Source organism: Hydrogenophaga sp. FW305-3-2-15-A-LB1 (genome assembly GCF_058787875.1).
In genome coordinates this window covers 1-21096 of sequence record NZ_JBYTAE010000068.1, presented here as the reverse complement: position 1 = coordinate 21096, position 21096 = coordinate 1, and the positions used below count along the sequence as shown (strand labels likewise).

The 21096-nt window shown below is 66.4% G+C and carries 24 protein-coding genes; 4 read left to right on the top strand and 20 right to left on the bottom strand.

The genetic code is table 11. The features are described 5' to 3' along the window. Window positions 1-99: 99 nt before the first annotated feature. The 12 genes from AC3WPZ_RS19925 to AC3WPZ_RS19870 form a co-directional block, all read right to left on the bottom strand. The gene (locus AC3WPZ_RS19925) at window positions 100-1053 is read right to left on the bottom strand and encodes a MucB/RseB C-terminal domain-containing protein (RefSeq protein ID WP_444691551.1); all 954 of its coding nucleotides are present in this window, start codon (window positions 1051-1053) and stop codon (window positions 100-102) included. A 126-nt stretch (window positions 1054-1179) separates the two neighbouring features. Further along, a complete protein-coding gene (locus AC3WPZ_RS19920) occupies window positions 1180-1875 on the bottom strand; it encodes a sigma-E factor negative regulatory protein (RefSeq protein WP_444687183.1) in 696 nt (231 codons plus the stop codon). 68 nt (window positions 1876-1943) lie between these two features. Then, window positions 1944-2585: an RNA polymerase sigma factor RpoE gene (rpoE, locus tag AC3WPZ_RS19915; RefSeq protein ID WP_382155888.1), complete on the bottom strand. Its 642-nt coding sequence runs from the start codon at window positions 2583-2585 to the stop codon at window positions 1944-1946. Window positions 2586-2619: 34 nt separating this feature from the next. Next, on the bottom strand, window positions 2620-3084 hold the full coding sequence (locus AC3WPZ_RS19910; protein ID WP_444687184.1) for a hypothetical protein: 465 nt from the start codon (window positions 3082-3084) through the stop codon (window positions 2620-2622). Window positions 3085-3120: 36 nt separating this feature from the next. After that, on the bottom strand, window positions 3121-4365 hold the full coding sequence (gene fabF, locus AC3WPZ_RS19905) for a beta-ketoacyl-ACP synthase II (RefSeq protein WP_444687185.1): 1245 nt from the start codon (window positions 4363-4365) through the stop codon (window positions 3121-3123). A gap of 7 nt (window positions 4366-4372) precedes the next feature. Next, complete coding sequence (acpP, locus tag AC3WPZ_RS19900; RefSeq protein WP_066269448.1) at window positions 4373-4612, bottom strand: acyl carrier protein; 240 nt, start codon at window positions 4610-4612, stop codon at window positions 4373-4375. 117 nt (window positions 4613-4729) lie between these two features. Continuing rightward, window positions 4730-5491: a 3-oxoacyl-ACP reductase FabG gene (fabG, locus tag AC3WPZ_RS19895; protein ID WP_444687186.1), complete on the bottom strand. Its 762-nt coding sequence runs from the start codon at window positions 5489-5491 to the stop codon at window positions 4730-4732. A 16-nt stretch (window positions 5492-5507) separates the two neighbouring features. Beyond that, a complete protein-coding gene (fabD, locus tag AC3WPZ_RS19890) occupies window positions 5508-6458 on the bottom strand; it encodes an ACP S-malonyltransferase (protein ID WP_382321227.1) in 951 nt (316 codons plus the stop codon). Window positions 6459-6497: 39 nt separating this feature from the next. Next, the gene (locus AC3WPZ_RS19885; RefSeq protein ID WP_382155868.1) at window positions 6498-7475 is read right to left on the bottom strand and encodes a beta-ketoacyl-ACP synthase III; all 978 of its coding nucleotides are present in this window, start codon (window positions 7473-7475) and stop codon (window positions 6498-6500) included. A 19-nt stretch (window positions 7476-7494) separates the two neighbouring features. Further along, window positions 7495-8556 (bottom strand): phosphate acyltransferase PlsX, encoded by a 1062-nt coding sequence (plsX, locus tag AC3WPZ_RS19880; protein ID WP_291114260.1) that lies wholly within the window; start codon window positions 8554-8556, stop codon window positions 7495-7497. Between the two features lie 133 nt (window positions 8557-8689). Continuing rightward, entirely contained in the window at window positions 8690-8872 is a 183-nt protein-coding gene (rpmF, locus tag AC3WPZ_RS19875) for a 50S ribosomal protein L32 (protein WP_005794249.1), read from the bottom strand. Between the two features lie 186 nt (window positions 8873-9058). Further along, window positions 9059-9619, bottom strand: a complete 561-nt coding sequence (locus AC3WPZ_RS19870; RefSeq protein ID WP_444687187.1) for a YceD family protein — start codon at window positions 9617-9619, stop codon at window positions 9059-9061. A 36-nt stretch (window positions 9620-9655) separates the two neighbouring features. Between AC3WPZ_RS19870 and AC3WPZ_RS19865 the strand changes: the two genes are divergently transcribed. Both AC3WPZ_RS19865 and AC3WPZ_RS19860 read left to right on the top strand, forming a co-directional pair. Continuing rightward, entirely contained in the window at window positions 9656-10270 is a 615-nt protein-coding gene (locus tag AC3WPZ_RS19865) for a Maf family protein (RefSeq protein ID WP_382321231.1), read from the top strand. Further along, on the top strand, window positions 10267-11070 hold the full coding sequence (locus AC3WPZ_RS19860) for an SAM-dependent methyltransferase (RefSeq protein ID WP_382321233.1): 804 nt from the start codon (window positions 10267-10269) through the stop codon (window positions 11068-11070). Before AC3WPZ_RS19865 ends, AC3WPZ_RS19860 begins: the two co-directional genes overlap by 4 nt. A 9-nt stretch (window positions 11071-11079) precedes the next feature. On the opposite strand, the gene galU is transcribed toward AC3WPZ_RS19860, so the two are convergent. Beyond that, window positions 11080-11964, bottom strand: coding sequence for a UTP--glucose-1-phosphate uridylyltransferase GalU (galU, locus tag AC3WPZ_RS19855; protein ID WP_382321235.1), 885 nt, complete (start codon window positions 11962-11964; stop codon window positions 11080-11082). Between the two features lie 135 nt (window positions 11965-12099). On the opposite strand from galU, the gene AC3WPZ_RS19850 reads away from it, so the two are divergent. Together AC3WPZ_RS19850 and galE are read left to right on the top strand one after the other, a co-directional pair. After that, the gene (locus tag AC3WPZ_RS19850) at window positions 12100-13539 is read left to right on the top strand and encodes a mannose-1-phosphate guanylyltransferase/mannose-6-phosphate isomerase (protein ID WP_444687188.1); all 1440 of its coding nucleotides are present in this window, start codon (window positions 12100-12102) and stop codon (window positions 13537-13539) included. 4 nt (window positions 13540-13543) lie between these two features. Further along, a complete protein-coding gene (gene galE / locus AC3WPZ_RS19845; RefSeq protein WP_291114373.1) occupies window positions 13544-14575 on the top strand; it encodes a UDP-glucose 4-epimerase GalE in 1032 nt (343 codons plus the stop codon). Between the two features lie 16 nt (window positions 14576-14591). Here galE and AC3WPZ_RS19840 read toward each other — a convergent pair whose 3' ends face one another. From AC3WPZ_RS19840 to xdhC, 7 genes are all read right to left on the bottom strand, one after another. After that, window positions 14592-15572 carry a S49 family peptidase gene (locus AC3WPZ_RS19840; protein WP_444687189.1) on the bottom strand — a complete coding sequence of 327 codons (981 nt, stop codon included), beginning with the start codon at window positions 15570-15572 and terminating at the stop codon, window positions 14592-14594. Window positions 15573-15584: 12 nt separating this feature from the next. Next, window positions 15585-15965, bottom strand: a complete 381-nt coding sequence (locus tag AC3WPZ_RS19835; protein WP_291114379.1) for a Rieske (2Fe-2S) protein — start codon at window positions 15963-15965, stop codon at window positions 15585-15587. A 7-nt stretch (window positions 15966-15972) separates the two neighbouring features. Continuing rightward, window positions 15973-16632 (bottom strand): HAD family hydrolase, encoded by a 660-nt coding sequence (locus AC3WPZ_RS19830; protein WP_444691480.1) that lies wholly within the window; start codon window positions 16630-16632, stop codon window positions 15973-15975. A 4-nt stretch (window positions 16633-16636) separates the two neighbouring features. Beyond that, window positions 16637-17479, bottom strand: a complete 843-nt coding sequence (gene fghA / locus AC3WPZ_RS19825; RefSeq protein ID WP_444687191.1) for an S-formylglutathione hydrolase — start codon at window positions 17477-17479, stop codon at window positions 16637-16639. Then, window positions 17479-18585: an S-(hydroxymethyl)glutathione dehydrogenase/class III alcohol dehydrogenase gene (locus AC3WPZ_RS19820; RefSeq protein ID WP_382321241.1), complete on the bottom strand. Its 1107-nt coding sequence runs from the start codon at window positions 18583-18585 to the stop codon at window positions 17479-17481. The genes fghA and AC3WPZ_RS19820 overlap by 1 nt, the downstream gene beginning before the upstream one ends. A 159-nt stretch (window positions 18586-18744) precedes the next feature. Beyond that, on the bottom strand, window positions 18745-19941 hold the full coding sequence (locus AC3WPZ_RS19815) for a urate hydroxylase PuuD (protein WP_291121978.1): 1197 nt from the start codon (window positions 19939-19941) through the stop codon (window positions 18745-18747). A gap of 139 nt (window positions 19942-20080) precedes the next feature. Further along, entirely contained in the window at window positions 20081-20932 is an 852-nt protein-coding gene (gene xdhC, locus AC3WPZ_RS19810; RefSeq protein ID WP_444687192.1) for a xanthine dehydrogenase accessory protein XdhC, read from the bottom strand. Window positions 20933-21096 lie beyond the last annotated feature (164 nt).

Sequence of the window (21096 nt, the reverse complement as noted above, 5' to 3'; positions counted from 1 at the left end):
ACGCAAAAAAAGAGGATATGCCGAAAAACAAAAGGCCGCCGGGAACAAGGCCGGCCGCCGACGCGAAGCAGGCCATCTCCGGGCGGCCAGGCGACGCATCTACCGGGTTCGCTCCAAGGCGATGGCGAATCGGCGCAAGGTGGCCGCGGGCGCTTCCCCCATCACGGTCAACCAATGGTCGCCCACCCGGCGATTGACCGAATTCGTGGCGCCCACCGTGGCGGAGGTCTCCTGCGTGTGGCGCTGCGCATCGAACGGCTCGACAAACAGGGACACCGACGCCAGGCCATCCGAGAACACCCACTGCATGGAGGCCTGGCCAGGACCTTGCGCCGCGGCTCCGGGCGTCTCGCGCGTGTGACAGCTCATGGCGGTGAAGCCAGGCACCGGCTCTTTCAGACGCCAGCCCTCCGCCTCCGCGGTGGTCTTTTTCAAGGTGGGCTTGTGGACCTCATAGCCTCGGGTGTCTTTCATGAGCTTCGAGAGCTTGTCCATGCTCACCGGGGCATCGAGCTGCAGCTCGGAGAAGGCCACCTGCTCCAGCACCGCGCCCTGCTCGCCCAGGGTCTGCAGCTTCACCACCAGCCCCGTCTGGCGCTCGGACCAGATGCGGTAGCCGAAGCGAAGGTCGTCGCGCGGCAGAATTTCCACCATGTCGGCCAGATGCCCGGCCACCCGCTGCACACCCACTTCCCGCGCGCTGTAGAACTGCGGGATCAGGTTGCTCGGCGTGCGCAGCAGCTCGGGGAACATGCCCAGCGAATCGCGTTTCTCGACGAACGCGGTTTTCGCCTCTGGCACAAAAGTGATGACCTCCTTGTTGCGGCGAATGGTCGTTCGCGGCGCGCCAGTCAGGGTATCGACCCGCTCCATCTGCTGCGAGCCATCGCACACATGCCAGATCTTCGAGGCCGACATGGCGCTCCCTGCGGACACCACCAGGGTACCGATGTAGGAGCGCTGGTTCGAGGCTTCGTGCATGCGCGTCAGCCATTCGTTGACGCTTCGCACATGGGCCGAGGCCGGTGCGTTCTGTGCATGCACCGGCGCCATGAAGCCCGAAACCAGGGCGACAAGCGCAGCCGCACCCCAGCGCCGGATGACGGGCCTTCCATGTTGAAACCGCAGCACGCTCACATCACCACGAAAAGGCAGGGTCAGGACTAGCGCCATGGTGCCTCAGCGTCCTGCGGCGTCGTAAGTGGCATTGCGGATGAAGCCGGTGGGCATCTGTAGCGCCGACATGCCGCCATTCTGGCGGTGTTCGGCCAACAACTCTTCCAGACGCGCGTCGCGGATCAAGGGGCCTTGCCCGGTGTTCACCACCACCGCGTTGGACGGAGCCGCCGCCGCGCTGACCGCCACGGGAGCCGCGGCTTGTTGCGTTGGCACCGGAGCCGAGGCCAGTTGAGGGCCTGCTGCACCGCCCGAGCCCGAGGGCGCACCGCTCAACACCGTCCAGCTCACAGCCATGACGGCCGCCAGCGAGGCCAGCCCTGCCACCATCTTCCAGCGAAAAACCGCGTCATTGGCCGCAGGCACCTGCACCAGCGCTGCGGGCGGGTTTTGCACCAGCAACCGCCCCTCGCCCACGGGCGCCAACTCCGATCGCAGCCGTTCACGCACACCGGCCAGAAAGTCGCCGGGCGCCTGGGCGGTGGCCTCCACGCGGTTGCCACGCAACACATCGCCGATCACATGGTAGGTGTGCCAACTCGCGAACACCTCCGCGCGGCCTTCATCGGCTGCGAGCAGCCCGTCGAGCAATGCGGCATCGAGCTCGCCATCCACCAGCGCGGACAAAGCCTGCTCCGGGGCAACGAGATCGATCTCTTTCTGAGGCCGAAGGTTCAAATTGACTTGTGCGGCATTCATGATGAATTTCCTGAAATTCCCTACTCGCGGGGCGATGGACAAGCTTTCAATGGCCTGCCCCGCCTCTTCTACCAGCGTTTGCCTGTCTGACGCTCCAGCATCGGCTTGATGCGCCCTGAAATGGCCTCGCGCGCCCGGAAAATCCGGGATCGCACTGTGCCGATGGGGCATTCCAGCGCTGCGGCAATCTCTTCATAGCTCATGCCCTCGATTTCCCGCAGGGTGATCGCCATGCGCAACTCTTCGGGCAGCGCGTCCATGGCGGCGTTGACCGCCTCGGCGATTTCCTTGCTGGCCAGCACCGCTTCGGGCGTTTCGGTGTCGGCCACTCCCGAATTTAGTTCGCGTTCCGGAGCGGAAGTTTCATCGTCTTCCCCGGATTTCATCTGAGACTGGAAGACCAGCGGATCGCGCTTGAGTTCCATGAGCTGTTTTTTGGCCGTATTGACCGCAATGCGGTACAGCCAGGTGTAGAACTGTGCGTCACCCCGGAACTGAGCGAGCGCGCGGTACGCCCGGATGAAGGTCTCCTGGGCAATGTCCTGGACCAGGTCGGTATCGCGGACCATGCGCCCGATCAGCCGCTCCACGCGGCGCTGGTACTTGATGACCAGCATCTCGAAGGCACGCTGCTCCCCCGCGAGCGTGCGCTGCACCAGCATGACGTCGCTGTCGGGTGGTGGTGGAGCGGTGTGGTCTTCGAGAGTCATGCGCGCGGAAATATAACCCAGGCCATTCGCCGGCTCATGCGCGGGCGGATATCAGCGCCCGGCGCAGGTCGTTCCAGAGCGCGGGATTGCGGCCACGCTCCGCCCAGATCCAGCGCGCGGGCGCGTCTGCGGAACACAGGCGCAACAGCACAGCGCCCTGCCAGTCCATCACCCGCTCCACGCGCTGCAACGGCACGCCCTCGGGGCACGATTCGCTGTACCAGTGCCAGACACCTGCCGGCGCTTCGGGATCGCGCCTTTCCAGCGCATTCCATTTCAGCCGCCCCACGGGAGACCGTCGCCAGGTCCACAGGGCGCCCATCACCCATATGGACCACAGCGTGCCCCCCACCACGCCCGACCAGGAAGCACCGCGGGTCGGGTCGAGCCCATACCACAGGCCCAGGACAGCGGCACCCAGCACGGCCAGAAGCGCGAGCAGGACGGCATACAAACCACAACGCCCCACCGGAAACATCACCGATGGGGCGTTGTGCATGCGGATTCTTCGTGAAGATAGGCGCGATCAGAGCGTTCAGGCGCGCCGGAAAACCAGCGTTCCGTTGGTGCCGCCGAAACCGAAGTTGTTTTTCACGGCCACGTCGATCTTCACGTCCCGCGCCGTATTGGCGCAGTAGTCCAGGTCACACTCCGGGTCCTGGTTGAAGATGTTGATGGTCGGTGGCACCTTCTGGTGGTGCAGCGACAGCACGGTGAACACCGACTCGATGCCCCCGGCGCCCCCCAGCAGGTGGCCGGTCATGGACTTGGTCGAGCTGACCACCATGTTCTTGGCATGGTCACCCAGGGCCGCCTTGATGGCGTTCGTCTCGTTGATGTCACCCAGCGGCGTGGAGGTGCCGTGGGCATTCAGGTAATCCACCTGATCGGCGTTGACCCCCGCGTTGCGCAAGGCCCCCAGCATCGCACGGCGTGGGCCGTCCATGTTGGGCGCCGTCATGTGACCCGCATCGGCGCTCATGCCGAAACCGGCCAACTCGGCGTAGATCTTCGCGCCGCGTGCCTTGGCGTGCTCGTACTCTTCGAGCACCATCACGCCCGCGCCCTCGCCCAGCACAAAGCCATCGCGGTCCTTGTCCCAGGGACGGGACGCGGTCTTGGGATCGTCGTTGCGGGTCGACAGCGCGCGCATGGCGGCAAAACCGCCAATGCCCAGCGGCGACACGGTGGCTTCGGAACCACCGGCGATCATCACGTCGGCGTCGCCGTACTCGATCATGCGGCCGGCCTCACCGATGCAATGCAGGCCCGTGGTGCAGGCCGTGACGATGGCGATGTTCGGCCCCTTGAAGCCGAACTTCATCGACACGTGTCCCGAGATCATGTTGATGATCGAGGCCGGCACGAAGAAGGGAGTGATGCGCCGTGGACCGCGGTTGGTCAGCTCGGTGTGCGTGTCCTCGATCAGCGGCAAACCGCCGATGCCCGAGCCAATCACGCAACCGATGCGCGTGGCCTGCTCCTCACTGAGCTGGTCACCCGTCAGGACGCCCGAATCCGCCACCGCCTGCATCGACGCAGCCACGCCGTAATGGATGAAGGTGTCCATCGTCCGCGCTTCCTTGGCGGTGATGTACTCATCCAGGTTGAACCCCTTGACCTCTCCTGCAAATTTGCAGGCGAAGTTCGACGCGTCGAACCTCGTGATGAAATCAATGCCGGATTGTCCGGCCAGGAGGTTGGCCCAGGAATCGGCCACCGTGTTGCCCACGGGGCTGATGCAACCCAGACCGGTCACGACGACGCGGCGACGGCTCATCTGTGCTTCAGGCCTTCTGGTTGGCCAACGCGTAGTCGATGGCTTTCTGAACCGTGGTGATCTTTTCGGCTTCTTCGTCGGGGATTTCGATACCGAACTCGTCTTCCAGCGCCATCACCAGTTCAACCGTGTCCAGAGAATCGGCGCCCAGGTCGGCCACGAAGGCCTTTTCGTTGGTGACCTGTCCCTCTTCCACACCGAGTTGTTCGGCAATGATTTTCTTAACACGTGCTTCGATATCGCTCATAGGTCCCTCTGAGGGTGGTTGAAATACAGTCCGCCATTTTAGCCGTGCCGGGAAAGTGATCCCGGGTGGCCCGCCGGGCGGCTGACGCGGCGAGGAAAAGGGGTGAATGCTCCGGACTCAGGACATGAACATGCCGCCGTTGACGTGCAGTTCCTGTCCCGTGACATAGGCCGCATGAGGGCTGCTCAGGTAAGCCACTGCGTGCGCGATGTCGGCGGGTTTGCCCAGATGCCCCAGAGGGATCTGGCCCAACAAGGCTTTTTGCTGTTCTTCGGGCAAGGCCGCGGTCATGTCGGTCTCGATGAAACCCGGTGCCACACAGTTGACCGTGATGTTGCGGCTGCCCAGTTCGCGCGCCAGGGCGCGCGTCATGCCCGCCACGCCGGCCTTGGCAGCGGCGTAGTTGGCTTGGCCGGCGTTGCCCGACGCACCCACCACGCTGGTGATGCTGACGATGCGGCCATAGCGCTGCTTCATCATCGGGCGAATGACGGCGCGGCTCATGCGGAAGACGGCCTTGAGGTTGGTGTCCAGCACCGCGTCCCAGTCGTCGTCCTTGAGGCGCATGGCCAGCATGTCGCGCGTGATGCCGGCGTTGTTCACCAGCACCTGCAGACCGCCGTGGGCCTTGACGATCTCGTCGATCAAAGCCTCGGCCGCAGCCGCGTCATTCACATCCAGCTTCGCGCCCCGGCAACCGGTGGCAGCGCCAGGCGCGGCCGACAGCGCCGCACCGATGCGCGCCGCGCCTTCGTCGCTGGTCGCGGTACCGATCACGATCAGGCCACGCGTCGCCAGTTCCTGCGCGATGGCCGCGCCAATGCCCCGCGAGGCGCCCGTGACCAGGGCCACCTGGCCCGCAAATTTGATTTCAGACATGGGAGTTCTCCAGACTTCAGGCCAGCAAGGCCTTGACCTCGGCCAGCGTGGCGGGGTCGAACAGGGCCGCACCGGTCAAGGACGGATCCACGCGCTTGACCATCGCGGCCAGCACCTTGCGCGGCCCGCATTCGACCAGGGTGTCGATGCCGCGGGCCTTGATCGCACCCACGCACTCGACCCAGCGCACCGGCCCGAAAGCCTGCCGGTACAGGGCTTCGCGGATGCGATCGGGGTCGGACTCCACCGCAACATCGATGTTGTTGATCACGGGAATCTGCGGCGCCGCAAACGGCGTCGCGGCAAGCTTTTCCTTCAATTTCTCGGCGGCCGGCTTCATCAGGCTCGAGTGGAAAGGCGCGGACACCGGCAAGGGCAGCGTGCGCTTGGCACCATGTGCCTTGAGCACCTCACACGCCTTGTCGACGGCGGCCTTGCTGCCCGCGATGACGGTCTGCACCGGGTCGTTGTAGTTCACGGCCTCCACCACTTCGGCGCTGCCGGCACCAAAACTGGACTGTGCCTCCAGGCAACCCGCCACCACGGCCGCGGCGCTCAGGCCCAGCACGGCCGCCATGGCCCCCGTGCCCGGTGGCACCGCCTCCTGCATGGCCTGCGCACGAAAGCGCACCAGCGGAGCGGCCTGTGCGAGGGTCAAGGACCCCGCAGCCACCAGCGCGGAATACTCGCCCAGCGAATGCCCCGCGACCGCCATGGGCAAAGCGCCACCTTCGGCGCGCCAGACGCGCCAGGCCGCCACGCCCGCCACCAGCATCACAGGCTGGGTGTTCACGGTCATGGCCAGCACATCGGCCGGGCCTTCGTGGATCAGCTTGCCCAGGTCTTCACCCATGGCATCCGAAGCTTCCTTCAGCGTCTCCTGAACGGCGGGGTGATCGCCCCACGCATCGAGCATGCCCACGGCCTGAGAGCCCTGGCCCGGAAACACAAACGCAAAATTCTTCATGGAGATATTCAGTTCAGACGAAAGCAGAGAAGGCGGTGCTCAGAAATCGAGCAGCACCGAGCCCCAGGTGAATCCGCCGCCAACGCCTTCGAGCATCAGCGTGTCGCCTTTTTTGACTTGTCCCTGTCGCACCGCGTGGTCCAGCGCCAACGGGATGGAGGCCGCCGAGGTGTTGCCGTGCTGGTCGACGGTGACAACCACCTTGTCCAGCGGCAGTTTGAGCTTGCGCGCCGTGCTGTGCATGATGCGGATGTTCGCCTGGTGCGGGATCAGCCAGTCGATGTCTTCCGTGGTCTTGCCGGCCTTGATGAGCGTGGCCCGCGCGGTGTCTTCCAGCACGCCCACTGCCAGCTTGAAGACCGCCTGGCCATCCATCTTGAGCAGTGGGTCGCCGAGGATCTGCCCGCCGGAGACGTGGCCCGGCACACACAGAATGCCCGTGTGCTTGCCGTCTGCATGGATGTCGGTGGCCAGAATGCCCGGCGTGTCCGAGGCCTCCAGCACCACGGCACCGGCGCCATCGCCAAACAGCACGCAGGTGGTGCGGTCGCTGAAATCGAGCAGGCGGCTGAAGATCTCGGTACCGACCACCAGGGCCTTGCGCGAGGTGCCCGAGCGGATCAATGAATCCGCGACGGTCAGGGCATAGATGAAACCTGTGCACACCGCCTGCACGTCGAAGGCCGGGCACCCGGCGATGCCCAGCTTGCGCTGCACGATGGTCGCGGTCGAAGGAAAGACCATGTCCGGCGTGGACGTGGCCACGATGATCAGGTCGATGTCGCCCGGCGCCACCTGGGCCGCGGCCAAGGCCTGTTGGCAGGCCTCGACGGCCAGATCACTGGCATAGACCCCGTCGGCCACGAAGTGACGCGCCCGGATGCCGGTGCGTTCGACGATCCAGTCGTCGCTCGTTTCCACGCCGCGCGGTGCCAGCAGCTCGACCATGTCGGCGTTGGTCAGGCGCTGAGGCGGCAGGCTGCTGCCAGTGCCGGTGATGCGGGCGTAGCGTGTCATGCGGGTGAGAGGCGAAATTTCAAAGGGTCGGAATGCTCTTGAGCTCGCTGGGCACGGACTCCGGAGCTATCAGCGGCTTGGCGTGGGCGATGCGCTCCCGCACGTTGTCCAGCAATTTGTTGTGGGCCGCATCATAAGCCCGGCTCAGCGCATGTTCGAACGCAAAGGCATCCGCCGATCCGTGGCTCTTGAACACCAGCCCTTTCAGGCCGAGCAGCGCCGCACCGTTGTACCGACGGTGATCAACGCGATTTTTAAACGACTTTAAAACCGGATAGGCGACGATGGCCGCCATTTTTCGAAAAATGTTCTTCGAGAATTCTTCCCGGATGAAGCCACTGATCATCGAAGCCAGGCCCTCGCTGGCCTTGAGCGCCACGTTGCCGACGAAACCATCACAGACCACGATGTCCGTCGTGCCTTTGAAAACGTCGTCGCCCTCGATGTTTCCGAAGAAATTCAGATCGCCGGTGTTGGACGCATTTCGCAGCAGAACACCGGCTTGTTTGATGACTTCGCTGCCTTTGATGACTTCTTCACCCACGTTGAGCAGCCCCACCGTCGGCTCCTGCCGACCCGTGACCGCCGCCACCAGAGCCGAGCCCATCACGGCGAATTGCAGCAGGTGCTCGGCCGAACAATCGACGTTGGCGCCCAAGTCCAGCACCGTGGTCGCACCACCCCGGGCGTTGGGCATCTGGGTGGCGATGGCCGGGCGATCGATGCCATCCATGGTCTTCAACACATAGCGGGCGATGGCCATGAGCGCCCCGGTGTTGCCGGCCGAGACGGCCGCCTGCGCGGCACCGTCCTTGACCTGGTTGATGGCCACCCGCATCGAAGAGTCCTTCTTGCGGCGAAGCGCCACCTCCACCGGATCCTCCATGGTCACGACCTCGCTGGCCGGCACCACCTTGCAACGCACGTTGTTGAGCAGTTGGGGCCAGGCGCGAAACACCTCGGGCTTGCCCACGAGCAGAAGTTGCGCCTGGGGATGAGCAGCCAGAAAGGCCGTGCAGGCAGGCATGGTGACGGCCGGCCCGACATCCCCGCCCATGCAATCCACAGCGATGGTGATCATGACAACACCCCGGATCGAGCGCTTTGTGCACCCCAAGAACAAAAAAAGCCCGCATGCAGCATGCGGGCCTGTGCCTCACTGGCCAACCGGACCCCGTTCGCGACACCGCGGCGAGGCCCGTGGCGGCCCGCCATCAGGCTTCGGACTTGTTTTTCAGCACTTGGCGACCACGGTAGAAGCCGTTGGGGCTGATGTGGTGGCGCAGATGGGTTTCGCCGGTGGTGGGTTCCACGGCGATGCCGGGCACGTTCAGCGCATTGTGCGAACGGTGCATGCCGCGCTTGGAGGGGGACTTTTTGTTTTGCTGAACAGCCATGGTGGGCTCCTGAAATCGGTAGGGTCAAACGGAGTGGCACAAACGGAGACCTGAAATCGCTCCGTTCAACCGGTTGCGCGCCTGACCCGAGCACGTCAACGTGCGAATGGATACCAGCGCAAAGCCAAGCATTATAGCCCGAAGGCGGCAATGCCGCCAGCCCCGGGGCCATGGTGCGCCAGAGGCTCACTTTTTGAGCTTGGCCAGTTCGGCAAAGGGGTTCTTGCGGGGCGCCGCGGCCTCGGGAGCGTCCCCGGCCCCCGCCGTGCGCAGGGACACCGGCTCAGGGCAGGTGTCGTGCATGGGCACCAGGGGCAGTTCCATCAACAGCTCATCCTCCAGCACGTCGTGCAGATCGGGCCTGGGTTCCAGGGCCAGCAAGTCCTCTTCGCAGTCGTCATCCTGGGCTTCGGCCGTGGCCTCATCGGCCACGAAACGGAACCAGCGGTCCACGGTCAAGGGCGTGTCCACAGGCGCGAGGCAGCGCTGGCAAGTCAGCGGCACCCGGGCATCGGCCTGCAAATGCAGCCAGACATCGGGCGTGCCGCCGCTGGCCGCCGGCCGCATTTCGCCCTGCGCCCGCCAGCGCACGGGCGTGAGCGTCGCGCCATCGTCCAGGGCCGCTTCGGCCTGGACGCGGGGGAATGCCGAAAGCGGCTCTTCGTCCTGCAGGCTGGCGGCCGCCTGGGCGAAGGCACGCATGTCCAGGCGCCGAGGGTTCCAGGCCGTCTTGGGGGTGTCTTTCATCCGGGCAGTGTAAAAGAATGCGGGGAGAATACCGGGATGACCACCGCTTCCGATCCGTCATCCGACACCCCGTCCCGAGCCCTCATTCTGGGTTCCACATCGCGGTACCGCCATGAACTGCTGTCCCGGCTGGGCGTGCCCTTCGAAGCGATCGCCCCCAACGTGGACGAAACACCCCGGGCCGGGGAAAAGCCGGCGGATCTGGCACTTCGCCTGGCCATTGAAAAAGCCCGGAATGTCGCGCAACGACACCCCCAAGCCGTGGTGATCGGCAGCGACCAGGTCGCTGACCTGGCTGGCGAACCGCTTGGCAAGCCAGGCACCCATGAGCGGGCCGTGGCCCAGCTGAGGCGCATGCGCGGCCAGACCGTGGTGTTCCAGACCGCGCTGGCGGTGGTGTGCCAGGCCACGGGCTTCGAGCACAGCGACATCGCTGCGGTGCGGGTGGTGTTCCGTGACCTGAGCGACGGCGAAATCGAGCGTTACCTGCGCGCGGAGCAACCCTACGATTGCGCCGGCAGCGCCAAGAGCGAGGGCCTGGGCATCGCGCTGCTGGAGCGCATCGACAACGACGACCCGACGGCCCTGGTGGGTCTTCCGATGATCCGCACCTGCCGACTGATTCGCGCGGCGGGGGTGAAGTTGTTGTGAGCGCCCACTCCGAATCACGCGGCACGCTCTACCTCGTGCCCACCCCCCTGGATTTCGGCGTGGCGCAGGCCACGCCCGTGGCGCCCTCCGAGTGGCTCCCCGCCGAGACGCTGGGCACCGCCCGGCGCCTGACTCACTGGATCACCGAAAACGCCAAGAGCACGCGCGCCTTTCTCAAGCGGGTGGACGCCCTCGCCAGCCTGGCCGCACCCTTGCAGGCGCAGCAGATCACCGAGCTGCCCAGAGCGGCCCACAAGAAGGGGGACCATGCCCCGCAGGCCGAAGGCGACGCACAGGCCCGTGAACTGCTGGCCCCCGCCCTGCTCGGGCACGACATCGGCCTCGTCAGCGAAGCCGGCATGCCCGCCATCGCGGATCCGGGAAGCTCCATCGTGCGCGCCGCGCACGCGATGGGCCTGCGCGTGGTGCCGCTCACCGGCCCCATCTCGCTCATGCTGGCGCTGGCCGCCAGCGGGCTGAATGGACAGAGCTTCGCGTTCGTCGGCTACGTGCCCCAGGACGCCACCGAGCGCGCCAAACGGTTGCGGGAACTGGAAGCCCTGGCCCTGAAGACCGGGCAGACGCAGATCCTCATCGAAACGCCCTACCGCAACACCGCCCTCTTGCAGGCGCTGCTGCAAACGCTGCATCCGCACACACGCCTGGCCGTGTGCGGGGCACTCACCTTGCCGCAGCAGGTCTGCCGCAGCGCGCTGGTGCAGGAGTGGAAGCGCAACCCCCAGACCCTGTCCGGCGAGTTGCCGCTGGACGCGCCCTGCGTCTTCCTGCTGGGCCGCTGAAGCCCGGGCTCAGACGCCCAGACGCTTCAGGTGCGCGCGCACCGAAGCGCTGAGTTCGGTGTTGGCCAAGGCCAGATCGATCGTGGCCTCCAGAAAGCCTTCCTTGCTGCCACAGTCGTAGCGCTTGCCGGCGTAGCGGAAGGCCTGCACCTTTTCCTTACCGATCAGGGCCGCGATGCCGTCGGTGAGCTGGATTTCGCCCCCCGCGCCACGCGGTTGCTGGCGGATGCTCTCGAACACCGCCGGCGTGAGGATGTAGCGACCGGCCACAGCCAGGGTCGAGGGGGCCACGTCGGGCGCCGGCTTCTCCACCATCGCGAACACCTCGGCCAGCGCCTGGTTGGCGCCGTGCACGTCGACGACGCCATAGCGGCGCGTCTCGGCGCGCGGCACGTCCTGCACCGCGAGCACCGTGCCCGGGCTGGACTCGTAGGCCTGCACCATCTGCTGCAGCACGGTGGCACCGCCCTGCGCCTGGTCCTGGCCCATCATCAGGTCGTCGGCCAGCAGCACCGCGAACGGCTCGTTGCCCACCAAGCGCTCGGCGCAGAGCACCGCATGGCCCAGACCCAGCGCGCGAGGCTGGCGCACATAGACGCAGTCCATGTCGTCGGGTTTGATGGAATGCACCAGCTGGAGCAGGGCGGACTTGCCCGCGGCCTCCAACTCCATCTCCAGTTCGTAGGCGGTGTCGAAGTGGTCCTCGATGGCGCGCTTGTGGCGCCCGGTCACGAAGATCATTTCGCGGATGCCGGCGGCGTAGGCCTCCTCCACCGCGTACTGCATCAGCGGCTTGTCCACCACCGGCAACATCTCCTTGGGGATCGCCTTGGTGGCCGGCAGGAAACGGGTGCCCAGGCCACCCACGGGAAATACGGCTTTGCGGATCGTCATCTTGGTTTGGCTCGCATGTTCGTGAAGAAAGGCTCACCATGTTAACGGCGCACACGCCGACGTCCATCGAAAGGCTACACTGCAGCGGATTGAAAGCGGGGTTCCCCCCACTGGTTCAACCCACTCCCATCCGGCATGAGCATCACCCCCGTCATCCTTTGCGGAGGCTCCGGCACCCGTCTGTGGCCTCTGAGCCGCCAGAGTTTTCCCAAGCAGTTCGTGCCTCTGGTGGGCGACAAGAGCCTGCTGCAGCTGACCCTGGACCGCTTGGCCTGGTGCGACAACCCGGTGATCTGCGTGGCCGCCGAAGACCACCGTTTCCTGGTGGCCGATGCGATCGAAGCGGAAAACGTGCCCGGGCAGGTGCTGCTCGAACCGGCGGCGCGCAACACCGCCGCGGCCATGGCGCTGGCCGCCCTGCTCGCCCGCTCGAAGGACAACGCCGATCCCCTGCTGCTGTTCTGCCCCTCCGACCACCACATTCCCGATGCTTCGGCCTTCGCCCAGACCATCCGCCAGGGTGTCCCGGCCGCCGAGGCCGGCGCCATCGTCACCTTCGGCGTGATGCCCAGCTTCCCGAGCAGCGCCTACGGCTACATCCAGCAGGGCGATGAGCGCGCCGATGGCAGCCGCAAGGTGGCCCGCTTCATCGAAAAACCCGCACCGGCCGCCGCCCAGGCCTTGCTGCTGCAAGGCAACGTGCTGTGGAACGCGGGCATCTTTCTCGCGCGCGCCAGCACGCTGCTGGCCGCGCTCGCCCAGCACGCCGCCGACATCCTGCAGGCCTGCGAAAAGGCCATGGCCAGGACGCGGCAGGACCGGGTGGGCCAGATCCAGTTCGTTCGCCCCGACGCCGAATCCTTCCTCGCCTGCCGCTCGCAGAGCATCGACTACGCGGTGATGGAGCCGCACGACGACGTGGCCGTCGTGCCCTTCCAGGGCCAGTGGAGCGATGTCGGCAGCTGGAACGCGGTGGCCGAACTGAGCGACGCCGATGGCGAAGGCAACCGCATCACCGGGCAGGGCCACGCGCTGAACGCGCGAAACACCTTCATCCACGCGCCGGGCCGCACCGTGGTGGCGCTGGGCACACAGGACCTGCTGATCATCGACACCCCCGACGCCTTGCTGGTGGCCCAGCGGGACCACGCCGAGCAGGTGAAGGACGTGGTGGCCCACCTCTCGCAGCGCAAGGTGCCGCAGGCCGCGATGCACCGCCGCGTGGCGCGCCCCTGGGGCTGGTACGACAGCGTCGACATGGGCGAGCGCTTCCAGGTCAAGCGCATCGGCGTGAAGCCGGGCGCCTCGCTCAGCCTGCAGAAACACCACCACCGCGCCGAACACTGGATCATCGTCAAGGGCACGGCCGAAGTCACGCGTGGGCAGGAGGTGTACCTGCTGTCGGAGAACCAGTCGACCTACATCCCCATTGGCGAAGTGCACCGGCTGCACAACCCCGGCAAGATGGTGCTGGAGATGATCGAGGTCCAGTCGGGCAGCTACCTCGGCGAGGACGACATCGTTCGGCTGGAAGACATCTACGGCCGCCAACCCGACCCCGCCACCAAGAAGTAAAAAAATGAAAGTTCTGCTCACCGGCGGCGCCGGCTACATCGGCAGCCACACCGCCGTGGCCCTCATCGAAGCCGGCTTTGAACCGGTGTTGCTGGACAACTTCGCCAACAGCCACCCCGTGGTGTTGGACCGCCTCGCGCGCATCACAGGGCAGACGATGCCGTTCGAAGAAGGCGATGTGCTGGACACGCCCTGGGTTGAAGACGTGCTGCGCCGCCACCGTCCTGTGGGTGTGATCCATTTCGCGGGCGACAAGGCGGTGGGCGAAAGCGTGGCGTTGCCCCTGAAGTACTTCCACAACAACATCGGCGGCGCGGTCAGCCTGCTGCGCGCCATGGAGACCGTGCACGCGGAAGACCCTTCGATCGCGCCCACGCTGGTGTTCTCCAGCAGCGCGACGGTGTACGGCGATCCGGCCACCGTGCCGATCACCGAGGACTTCCCGCGCAGCCACACCAACCCCTATGGCCACAGCAAACTGGTCATCGAAGACATGCTCACCGCCCTGTGCGCGGCCCGTCCGGCCTGGCGCGTGGGCACGCTGCGCTATTTCAACCCGGTCGGTGCCCACCCCAGCGGCCTGATCGGCGAGGACCCGGCGGGCATTCCCAACAACCTGATGCCCTACGTGGCGCAGGTGGCCGTGGGCCAGCGCGAACACCTCAACGTGTATGGCAACGACTACCCCACGCCCGATGGCACGGGTGTGCGCGACTACATCCACGTGCAGGACCTGGCCGCCGGTCACGTCGCCGCCATCAAGGCCCTGCTGAGCCGGGGTGAGAGCTTCACGGTGAACCTGGGCACGGGCAGCGGCCACAGCGTGCTGGACGTGGTGCGCGCCTTCGAACAGGCCAGCGGCCGCCCGGTGCCCTACCAGATTGCCCCACGCCGCGCGGGTGACGTGGCCCAGTGCTGGGCCGACCCGGCGCTGGCCTTGCGCCTGCTGGGCTGGCAGGCGAAGCACACGCTGGATCAGATGTGCGCCGATGCCTGGCGCTGGCAGAGCGGCAACCCCAACGGCTACAAGGGCTGAACCCGCCCCGGGGCCCTCACTTCAGCTGCACGCCGGCCGCACGGGCCGCCAGGAACATCCCTTCGCCCATGCTGGCGCCAAAGCGCTTGGCCAGGCGCAGGCCCACGTTCTCGCGGCGCGTGTAGTCCACGATCTCCTCGGCCTTGACGATCTCGCGCGCCACGTAGTCGAGGTTGCCCAGGCCGTCGGCCAGGCCGAGCGCCACCGCCTGCTGGCCATTCCAGACCAGGCCGCTGAAGGTGTCGCCGTTCTCCTTCAGGCGATCGCCACGGCCCTTTTTCACCACCTCGATGAACTGGGCGTGGATCTGGCCCAGCATGGTCTGGATGTAGGCCTTCTGCGCCTCGTCCTGCGGGCTGAACGGGTCCAGCATGGCCTTGTTGGCCCCGGCGGTCATGAGACGGCGCTCGATGCCGAGCTTGTCCATCAGGCCGGTGAAACCGAAGCCGTCCATCAACACGCCGATGCTGCCGACCAGGCTGGCCTTGTCCACGTAGATGTCGTCCGCCGCCGCGGCGATGTAGTAGGCGGCCGAGGCACAGGTTTCTTCCACCACCGCATAGACCTTCTTGTCGTGCAGGCCCTTGAGGCGGGTGATCTCGTCGTTGATGATGCCGGCCTGCACCGGGCTGCCGCCGGGTGAGTTGATCAGCAGCACCACGGCCTGCGCGCCCTCGTCCTCGAACGCGGAGCGCAGCGAGGCCACCACGTATTCGGCGCTGGCTTCGGCCCCGCTGGCGATCTCACCCTTGATGTCCACCACCGCCGTGTGCGGGGTGCTCACCGTGGTGGTGGTGTTGCTGGTGTAGGCGAACCAGGCAATGGCGCCGAACACCGCCAGCCAGAGCAGCCGGCTGAACATCTTCCAGCGGCGCGCGGACTGCTGCTCGCGGATGGTCGCGAAAACCAGTTTTTCCAGGGTGGCGCGCTCCCAGGCCACGCCCGGCGTGCGGTCGCTGGAGGCGTTGGCGGACGGGCCGGGGAAATCGTCGTTCATGGTCGAAGGCTCTCAGAATTCAAGGGGTTTGAGGTGGTATTGTGACCGCCAGTGGACCACCCCGTCGTGCTCCACCAGTTCGATCTTGACCAGCCCGCCCCGGCATGGCCCACCCTGGCAGGCACCGGTGTCGGGCTCGTACACCGCGCCGTGCGTGGCGCAAAGCAACCAGCGGCCGCTGTCGTCGAAAAACCGATCGGGCTGCCAGTCCATTTCCATCGCCACGTGGGTGCAGCGGTTCAGGTAGGCGTGCGGCTGGCCGCGGTAGCGGATCGCGAACGCGCGGCAGGTCTGGCCCGCGTACACCACGTCGAACGACACGGCACGCCCCCCATCGACCAGATCCCGGCTGTTGCACAGCGCGTAGACCGGATCGTCGGAGGGGATGCTCATGGCCGGCTCAGGCGTGGGCGTTCAGCCAGTCGTGCAGTTCGCGCACCGAGTGCGCCACGTGCAAGGGGTTGAGCACCGCGAAGCTGGCCGGTTCGTGCGCGCCGTAGCTCACGCCCACGCTCGCGCAGCCGGCGTTGACGGCCATCTGCAGATCGTGCGTGGTGTCGCCGACCATCAGGGTGCGCTCGGGCGCCACGCCGAACTCGCGCATCAGCTCGTGCAGCATGCGGGGGTTGGGCTTGCCCGCGGTCTCGTCGGCGGTCCGTGAGCCATCGAACACGCCCTGCAGCTCCACCGTGTGCAGCACCTCGTTGAGGCCCGCCCGGCTCTTGCCGGTGGCCACCGTCAGCCAGTGGTGGCGGCGCTTGAGCTCGGCCAGCAGCGGCAACACCCCTTCGAACAGGCTCAGCTCGTGCTGCGCCGCCATGTAGTGGTGGCGGTAGCGCTGCCCGAGCTCTGGGTAGCGGTCGGGTGGCACGTCGGGCGCGGCGTGGGCCAGGGCCTGCATGAGGCCCATGCCGATCACGTAGCTGGCCGCCTCGCGGGTGGGCGCCACACCCCCGACATCCACCACCGCCGACTGGATGCAACGGGTGATGAGCGCGGTGGAATCGAACAGGGTGCCGTCCCAGTCGAAGGCGATGAGATCGAATTGGCGCGGGCGCATGGGGTCAGGCACAAAGGGTTTGCGCATGGTGGCGCAAGTGGTCTTCGATGAAACTGGCGATGAAGTAATAACCGTGGTCATACCCCTCGTGCCGGCGCAGCGTGAGCGGCTGGCCGGCCTGCGCGCAGGCCGCCTCGAACAGGTGGGGGTGCAGCTGGGCGGCCAGGAAATTGTCCGCCAGCCCCTGGTCGATCAGCAAGGGAGGCGCCTTGCGCCCGGCCTTCACGAGTTCGGTGGCGTCGTGCGCGGCCCAGGTGGCGCGGTCGTCACCCAGGTAGCCACCGAAAGCCTTCTCGCCCCACGGGCACTGCGTGGGCGCGGCGATCGGCGCAAACGCCGACACGCTCTGGTACAGCCCGGGGTGGCGCAAGGCCAGCGTGAGCGCTCCGTGGCCACCCATGGAGTGGCCAAAGAGACCGACGCGGTCGTCCCGTGCGGGAAACTTCGACAGCACGAGCTCGCGCAACTCTTTCGTGACCCAGCTTTCCATGCGGAAGTGCGCCGCCCAGGGCGCTTGCGTGGCATCGAGGTAGAAACCCGCGCCGTGGCCGAAGTCCCAGGCCGCGCTCGCGCCCTCGATGCCGGTGTCGCGCGGGCTGGTGTCGGGCGAGACCAGCATCAGGCCAAGCTCGGCCGCCACGCGCTGCGCGCCGGCCTTGATGGCGAAGGTCTCCTCGGTGCAGGTCAGCCCCGCCAGGTAGAACAGCACCGGCACCGGGCCCTGCGCGGCCTGCGGCGGCACGAACACGCCGAACTTCATCGGCAGGCCGATCCCGGCCGAGGCATGGCGGTAAAAGCCCTGCACGCCGCCGAAGCAGCGGTGCTCGCTCAAGGTCTCCAGCGCCATCAGAACTCCACGACGGCGCGGATGGACTCGCCGCGCTTCATCAGCGCGAAGCCCTCGTTGATGTCGGCCAGCTTGAGCTTGTGGGTGATCAGGTCGTCGATGTTGATCTTGCCGTCCATGTACCAGTCGACGATCTTGGGCACATCGGTGCGGCCCCGCGCGCCGCCGAAGGCCGAGCCTTCCCATTTGCGGCCGGTGACGAGCTGGAACGGGCGCGTGCTGATCTCGGCACCGGCCTCGGCCACGCCGATGATGATGCTGCGGCCCCAGCCCTTGTGCGTGCACTCCAGCGCCTGTCGCATCACCTGCGTGTTGCCGATGCACTCGAAGCTGTAGTCGGCCCCGCCGTCGGTGAGCTGCACGATGGCATCGACCACGTTCTCCACCTCCTTCGGGTTGATGAAGTGCGTCATGCCGAACTTGCGCGCCATCTCCTGGCGGGCGGGGTTGAGGTCCACACCGATGATCTTGTCCGCGCCCACCATCTTCGCGCCCTGGATCACGTTCAGGCCAATGCCACCCAGGCCGAACACCACCACGTTGGCGCCCGCCTCCACCTTGGCGGTGAAGATCACCGCGCCGATGCCGGTGGTCACGCCGCAGCCGATGTAGCAGACCTTGTCGAACGGGGCGTCCTCGCGGATCTTGGCCAGCGAGATCTCGGGCGCCACGGTGTAGTTGCTGAAGGTGCTGGTGCCCATGTAGTGGAAGATGGGCTTGCCGTCCAGGCTGAAGCGGCTGGTGGCATCGGGCATCAGGCCCTTGCCCTGCGTGCCGCGGATCAGCTGGCACAGGTTGGTCTTGCGGCTCAGGCAGAACTTGCACTGGCGGCATTCGGGCGTGTACAGCGGAATGACGTGGTCGCCCTTCTTGAGCGTGGTCACGCCCGGGCCCACGTCGACCACGATGCCCGCGCCTTCGTGGCCCAGGATGGCCGGGAAGATGCCTTCGGGGTCCGCGCCCGAGAGCGTGTAGTAGTCGGTGTGGCAGATGCCGGTGGCCTTGATCTCAACCAGCACCTCGCCGAATTTCGGCCCCTCCAGGTCCACGGTTTCAATGGTCAGGGGCTGGCCTGCTTTCCAGGCCACGGCGGCTTGCGTCTTCATGGTGTGCTCTGCTCGGAGGTTGTGAAATCGGTCACGAGGTTACCGCAGATCACACCCCCTCACCGGAGCGACATGACAAGACCCGAAACACCGCGGAACTGGCTTTGCCAGGCCGCAGGTGTTGCCCCCTGAGGGGGTAGCGCGAAGCGCTGCGGGGGGTCACTCTGTCTTCGCGCCGCCCTTGAACCATTGGCCGATCAAGGCGCGCTCTTCCTCGGTGAGCCCGGTCGCGTTGTTCATCGGCATCAGCCGCGTGACCACCGCCTGCTGGTACACCGCCTGCGCGTGCTGCTTGAGCGCATCGGGCGTGTCCAGCCGCACGTTCTTGGACTGCAGCGCCTCGCCATGGCACATCACGCAGCGCTGGTCGATCACCGGCTTGACCTGCGCATAGCTCACGGTGGCGGGCACCGCCACCGCCTGCACCGGCGCCGGCTTGAGCCAGACGATCAGCGCAATCAGCGCCACCACGCCAGCCACCGCATACGGCCAGGGGTGCTTGTTGCGGCCCAGCTTGTAACCGTGGCGCATCACGAAGAACTGGCGGATCGCCGCGCCGGCGAACATCATGCCGATGAGGATCAGCCAGTTCTGCGGGTGCGTGTAGGTGAAGCTGTAGTGGTTGCTCAGCATCGCGAACACCACCGGCAGCGTGAAGTAGGTGTTGTGCACGCTGCGCTGCTTGCCGCGCTTGCCGTGGATGGGGTCGACCGGTCGGCCGGCCTTGAGGTCGGCCACCACCGTGCGCTGGCCCGGGATGATCCAGAAGAACACGTTGGCGCTCATGGCGGTGGCAATCATCGCGCCCACCAGCAGGAAGGCCGCGCGCCCGGCGAACAGCTGCGTGGCCAGCCAGGCCGCCACGCACACCAGCACCAGCACCAGCGCGCCCACCTTGGCGTCACCGTTCTCCTTCTGGCCCAGCGTGCGGCAGATCGCGTCGTACAGCAGCCAGAACACCACCAGGAAACCCAGTGCGGTGGCGATCGCCGCGGCCGGCGACCACTCGAACACCTTCGGGTCGATCAGGTAGACGCTCGGGCTCCAGAGGTAGGAGATGAGGAACAGCGCGAAGCCCGAGAGCCAGGTGGAGTAACTCTCCCAGTAGAACCAGTGCAGATGGTCGGGCAGCTTGGGCGGCGAGACCGCGAACTTCACCGGGTGGTAGAAGCCGCCGCCGTGCAGGGCCCAGAGTTCGCCACTGACACCGTCCTTCTTGAGCTGCTCGTCCTCCGGCGGGGTGAGGCTGCTGTCAAGAAAGACGAAATAGAAAGATGAGCCAATCCAGGCAATGGCCACGATGACGTGCAGCCAGCGAAGCAGCAGATTGGCCCAGTCGAGCAGGTAAGTTTCCATGGCACCTCAAGGCAAGGTCAGGGCTTGCGACTCACCACCGCGGGCGCTCTGAGTCGTCTGAGGGCCGCGTTTGAGTGTTGTGGGAACACCCGCTCCGCTGCGACCGGTCGGCCAAAGTGTATACACTTTTTGAGAACATTCAAGAGGTCATGCGCGCATCGGCCGTGGTTTCGCAGACAAGCAACAACTGCGCCACCACCGAGGCGGCGATCACGGCCGGCGCCTTGCCCTGGATGCCCGGCAGGCCGATGGGGCAGGTGATTCGCGCCAGCTCCGCCTCGCTGAAACCGCGCTGGCGCAGGCGGCGCTGGAAGGTCGCCCACTTGGTCTTGCTGCCGATCAGCCCCACGAAGCCCAGATCGTCATGTTGCCGTTGCCGTTGCAGGCAAGCCGCCACGATGTCGAGGTCTTCGGCGTGCGAGAAGCTCATGATCAGCACGCTGGAGCGCGGCGCCAGGTCGCGCACCGCGAGCTGCACCGGTTCGGAGTACTCGGTGCGCACCCCGATCGGCAGGTCGTGCGGAAACACCTCGTCCCGGCTGTCGATCCACGTCACATCGAACGGCAGCGGCGCCAGCGCCTGCACCAGGGCGCGGCCCACGTGGCCACCGCCGAACAGCGCCAGCGGCGCATGGCCAAAGGTCAGGCGCTGGCGCAGCGCCTCGCGGCAGGAGGCATCGACCAGTTCGAATTGCAGCACCAGGGCCCCGCCGCAGCACTGGCCCAGGCTGGGGCCCAGGGTGACCGCCTGCGACCAGGCGGCGGGCCGCTCGCTGGCCCCGCGCCCCAGCGCCTCGCGCGCATGCCGCATCGCGTCCCACTCCAGGTGCCCGCCACCGATGGTGCCGACCGCGCCACCCGCCGCGCCCGCGAACACCGCCATCCACGCACCGGTTTCGCGCGGCACGGATCCGCGCGTCGCGCCGACCGTCACCAGCACGGCGCGCTCCGTCGCCAGACGCAATAAAAAGGCTTCAAGGTCTGAGAGCATCTGTGGCGCCGCCGTCAAAAAAGAGGTATGGACACGCAATCGGAATCGAGGACACCCAGTATCCGCCTCTACTGTACCCACGCCCTACCGAAAACGCCCATACACTTCATCCGCCCCGCCATATGGTCCAGCCGAAGACCCCGCCCGACCCCCGATCCCTTTGC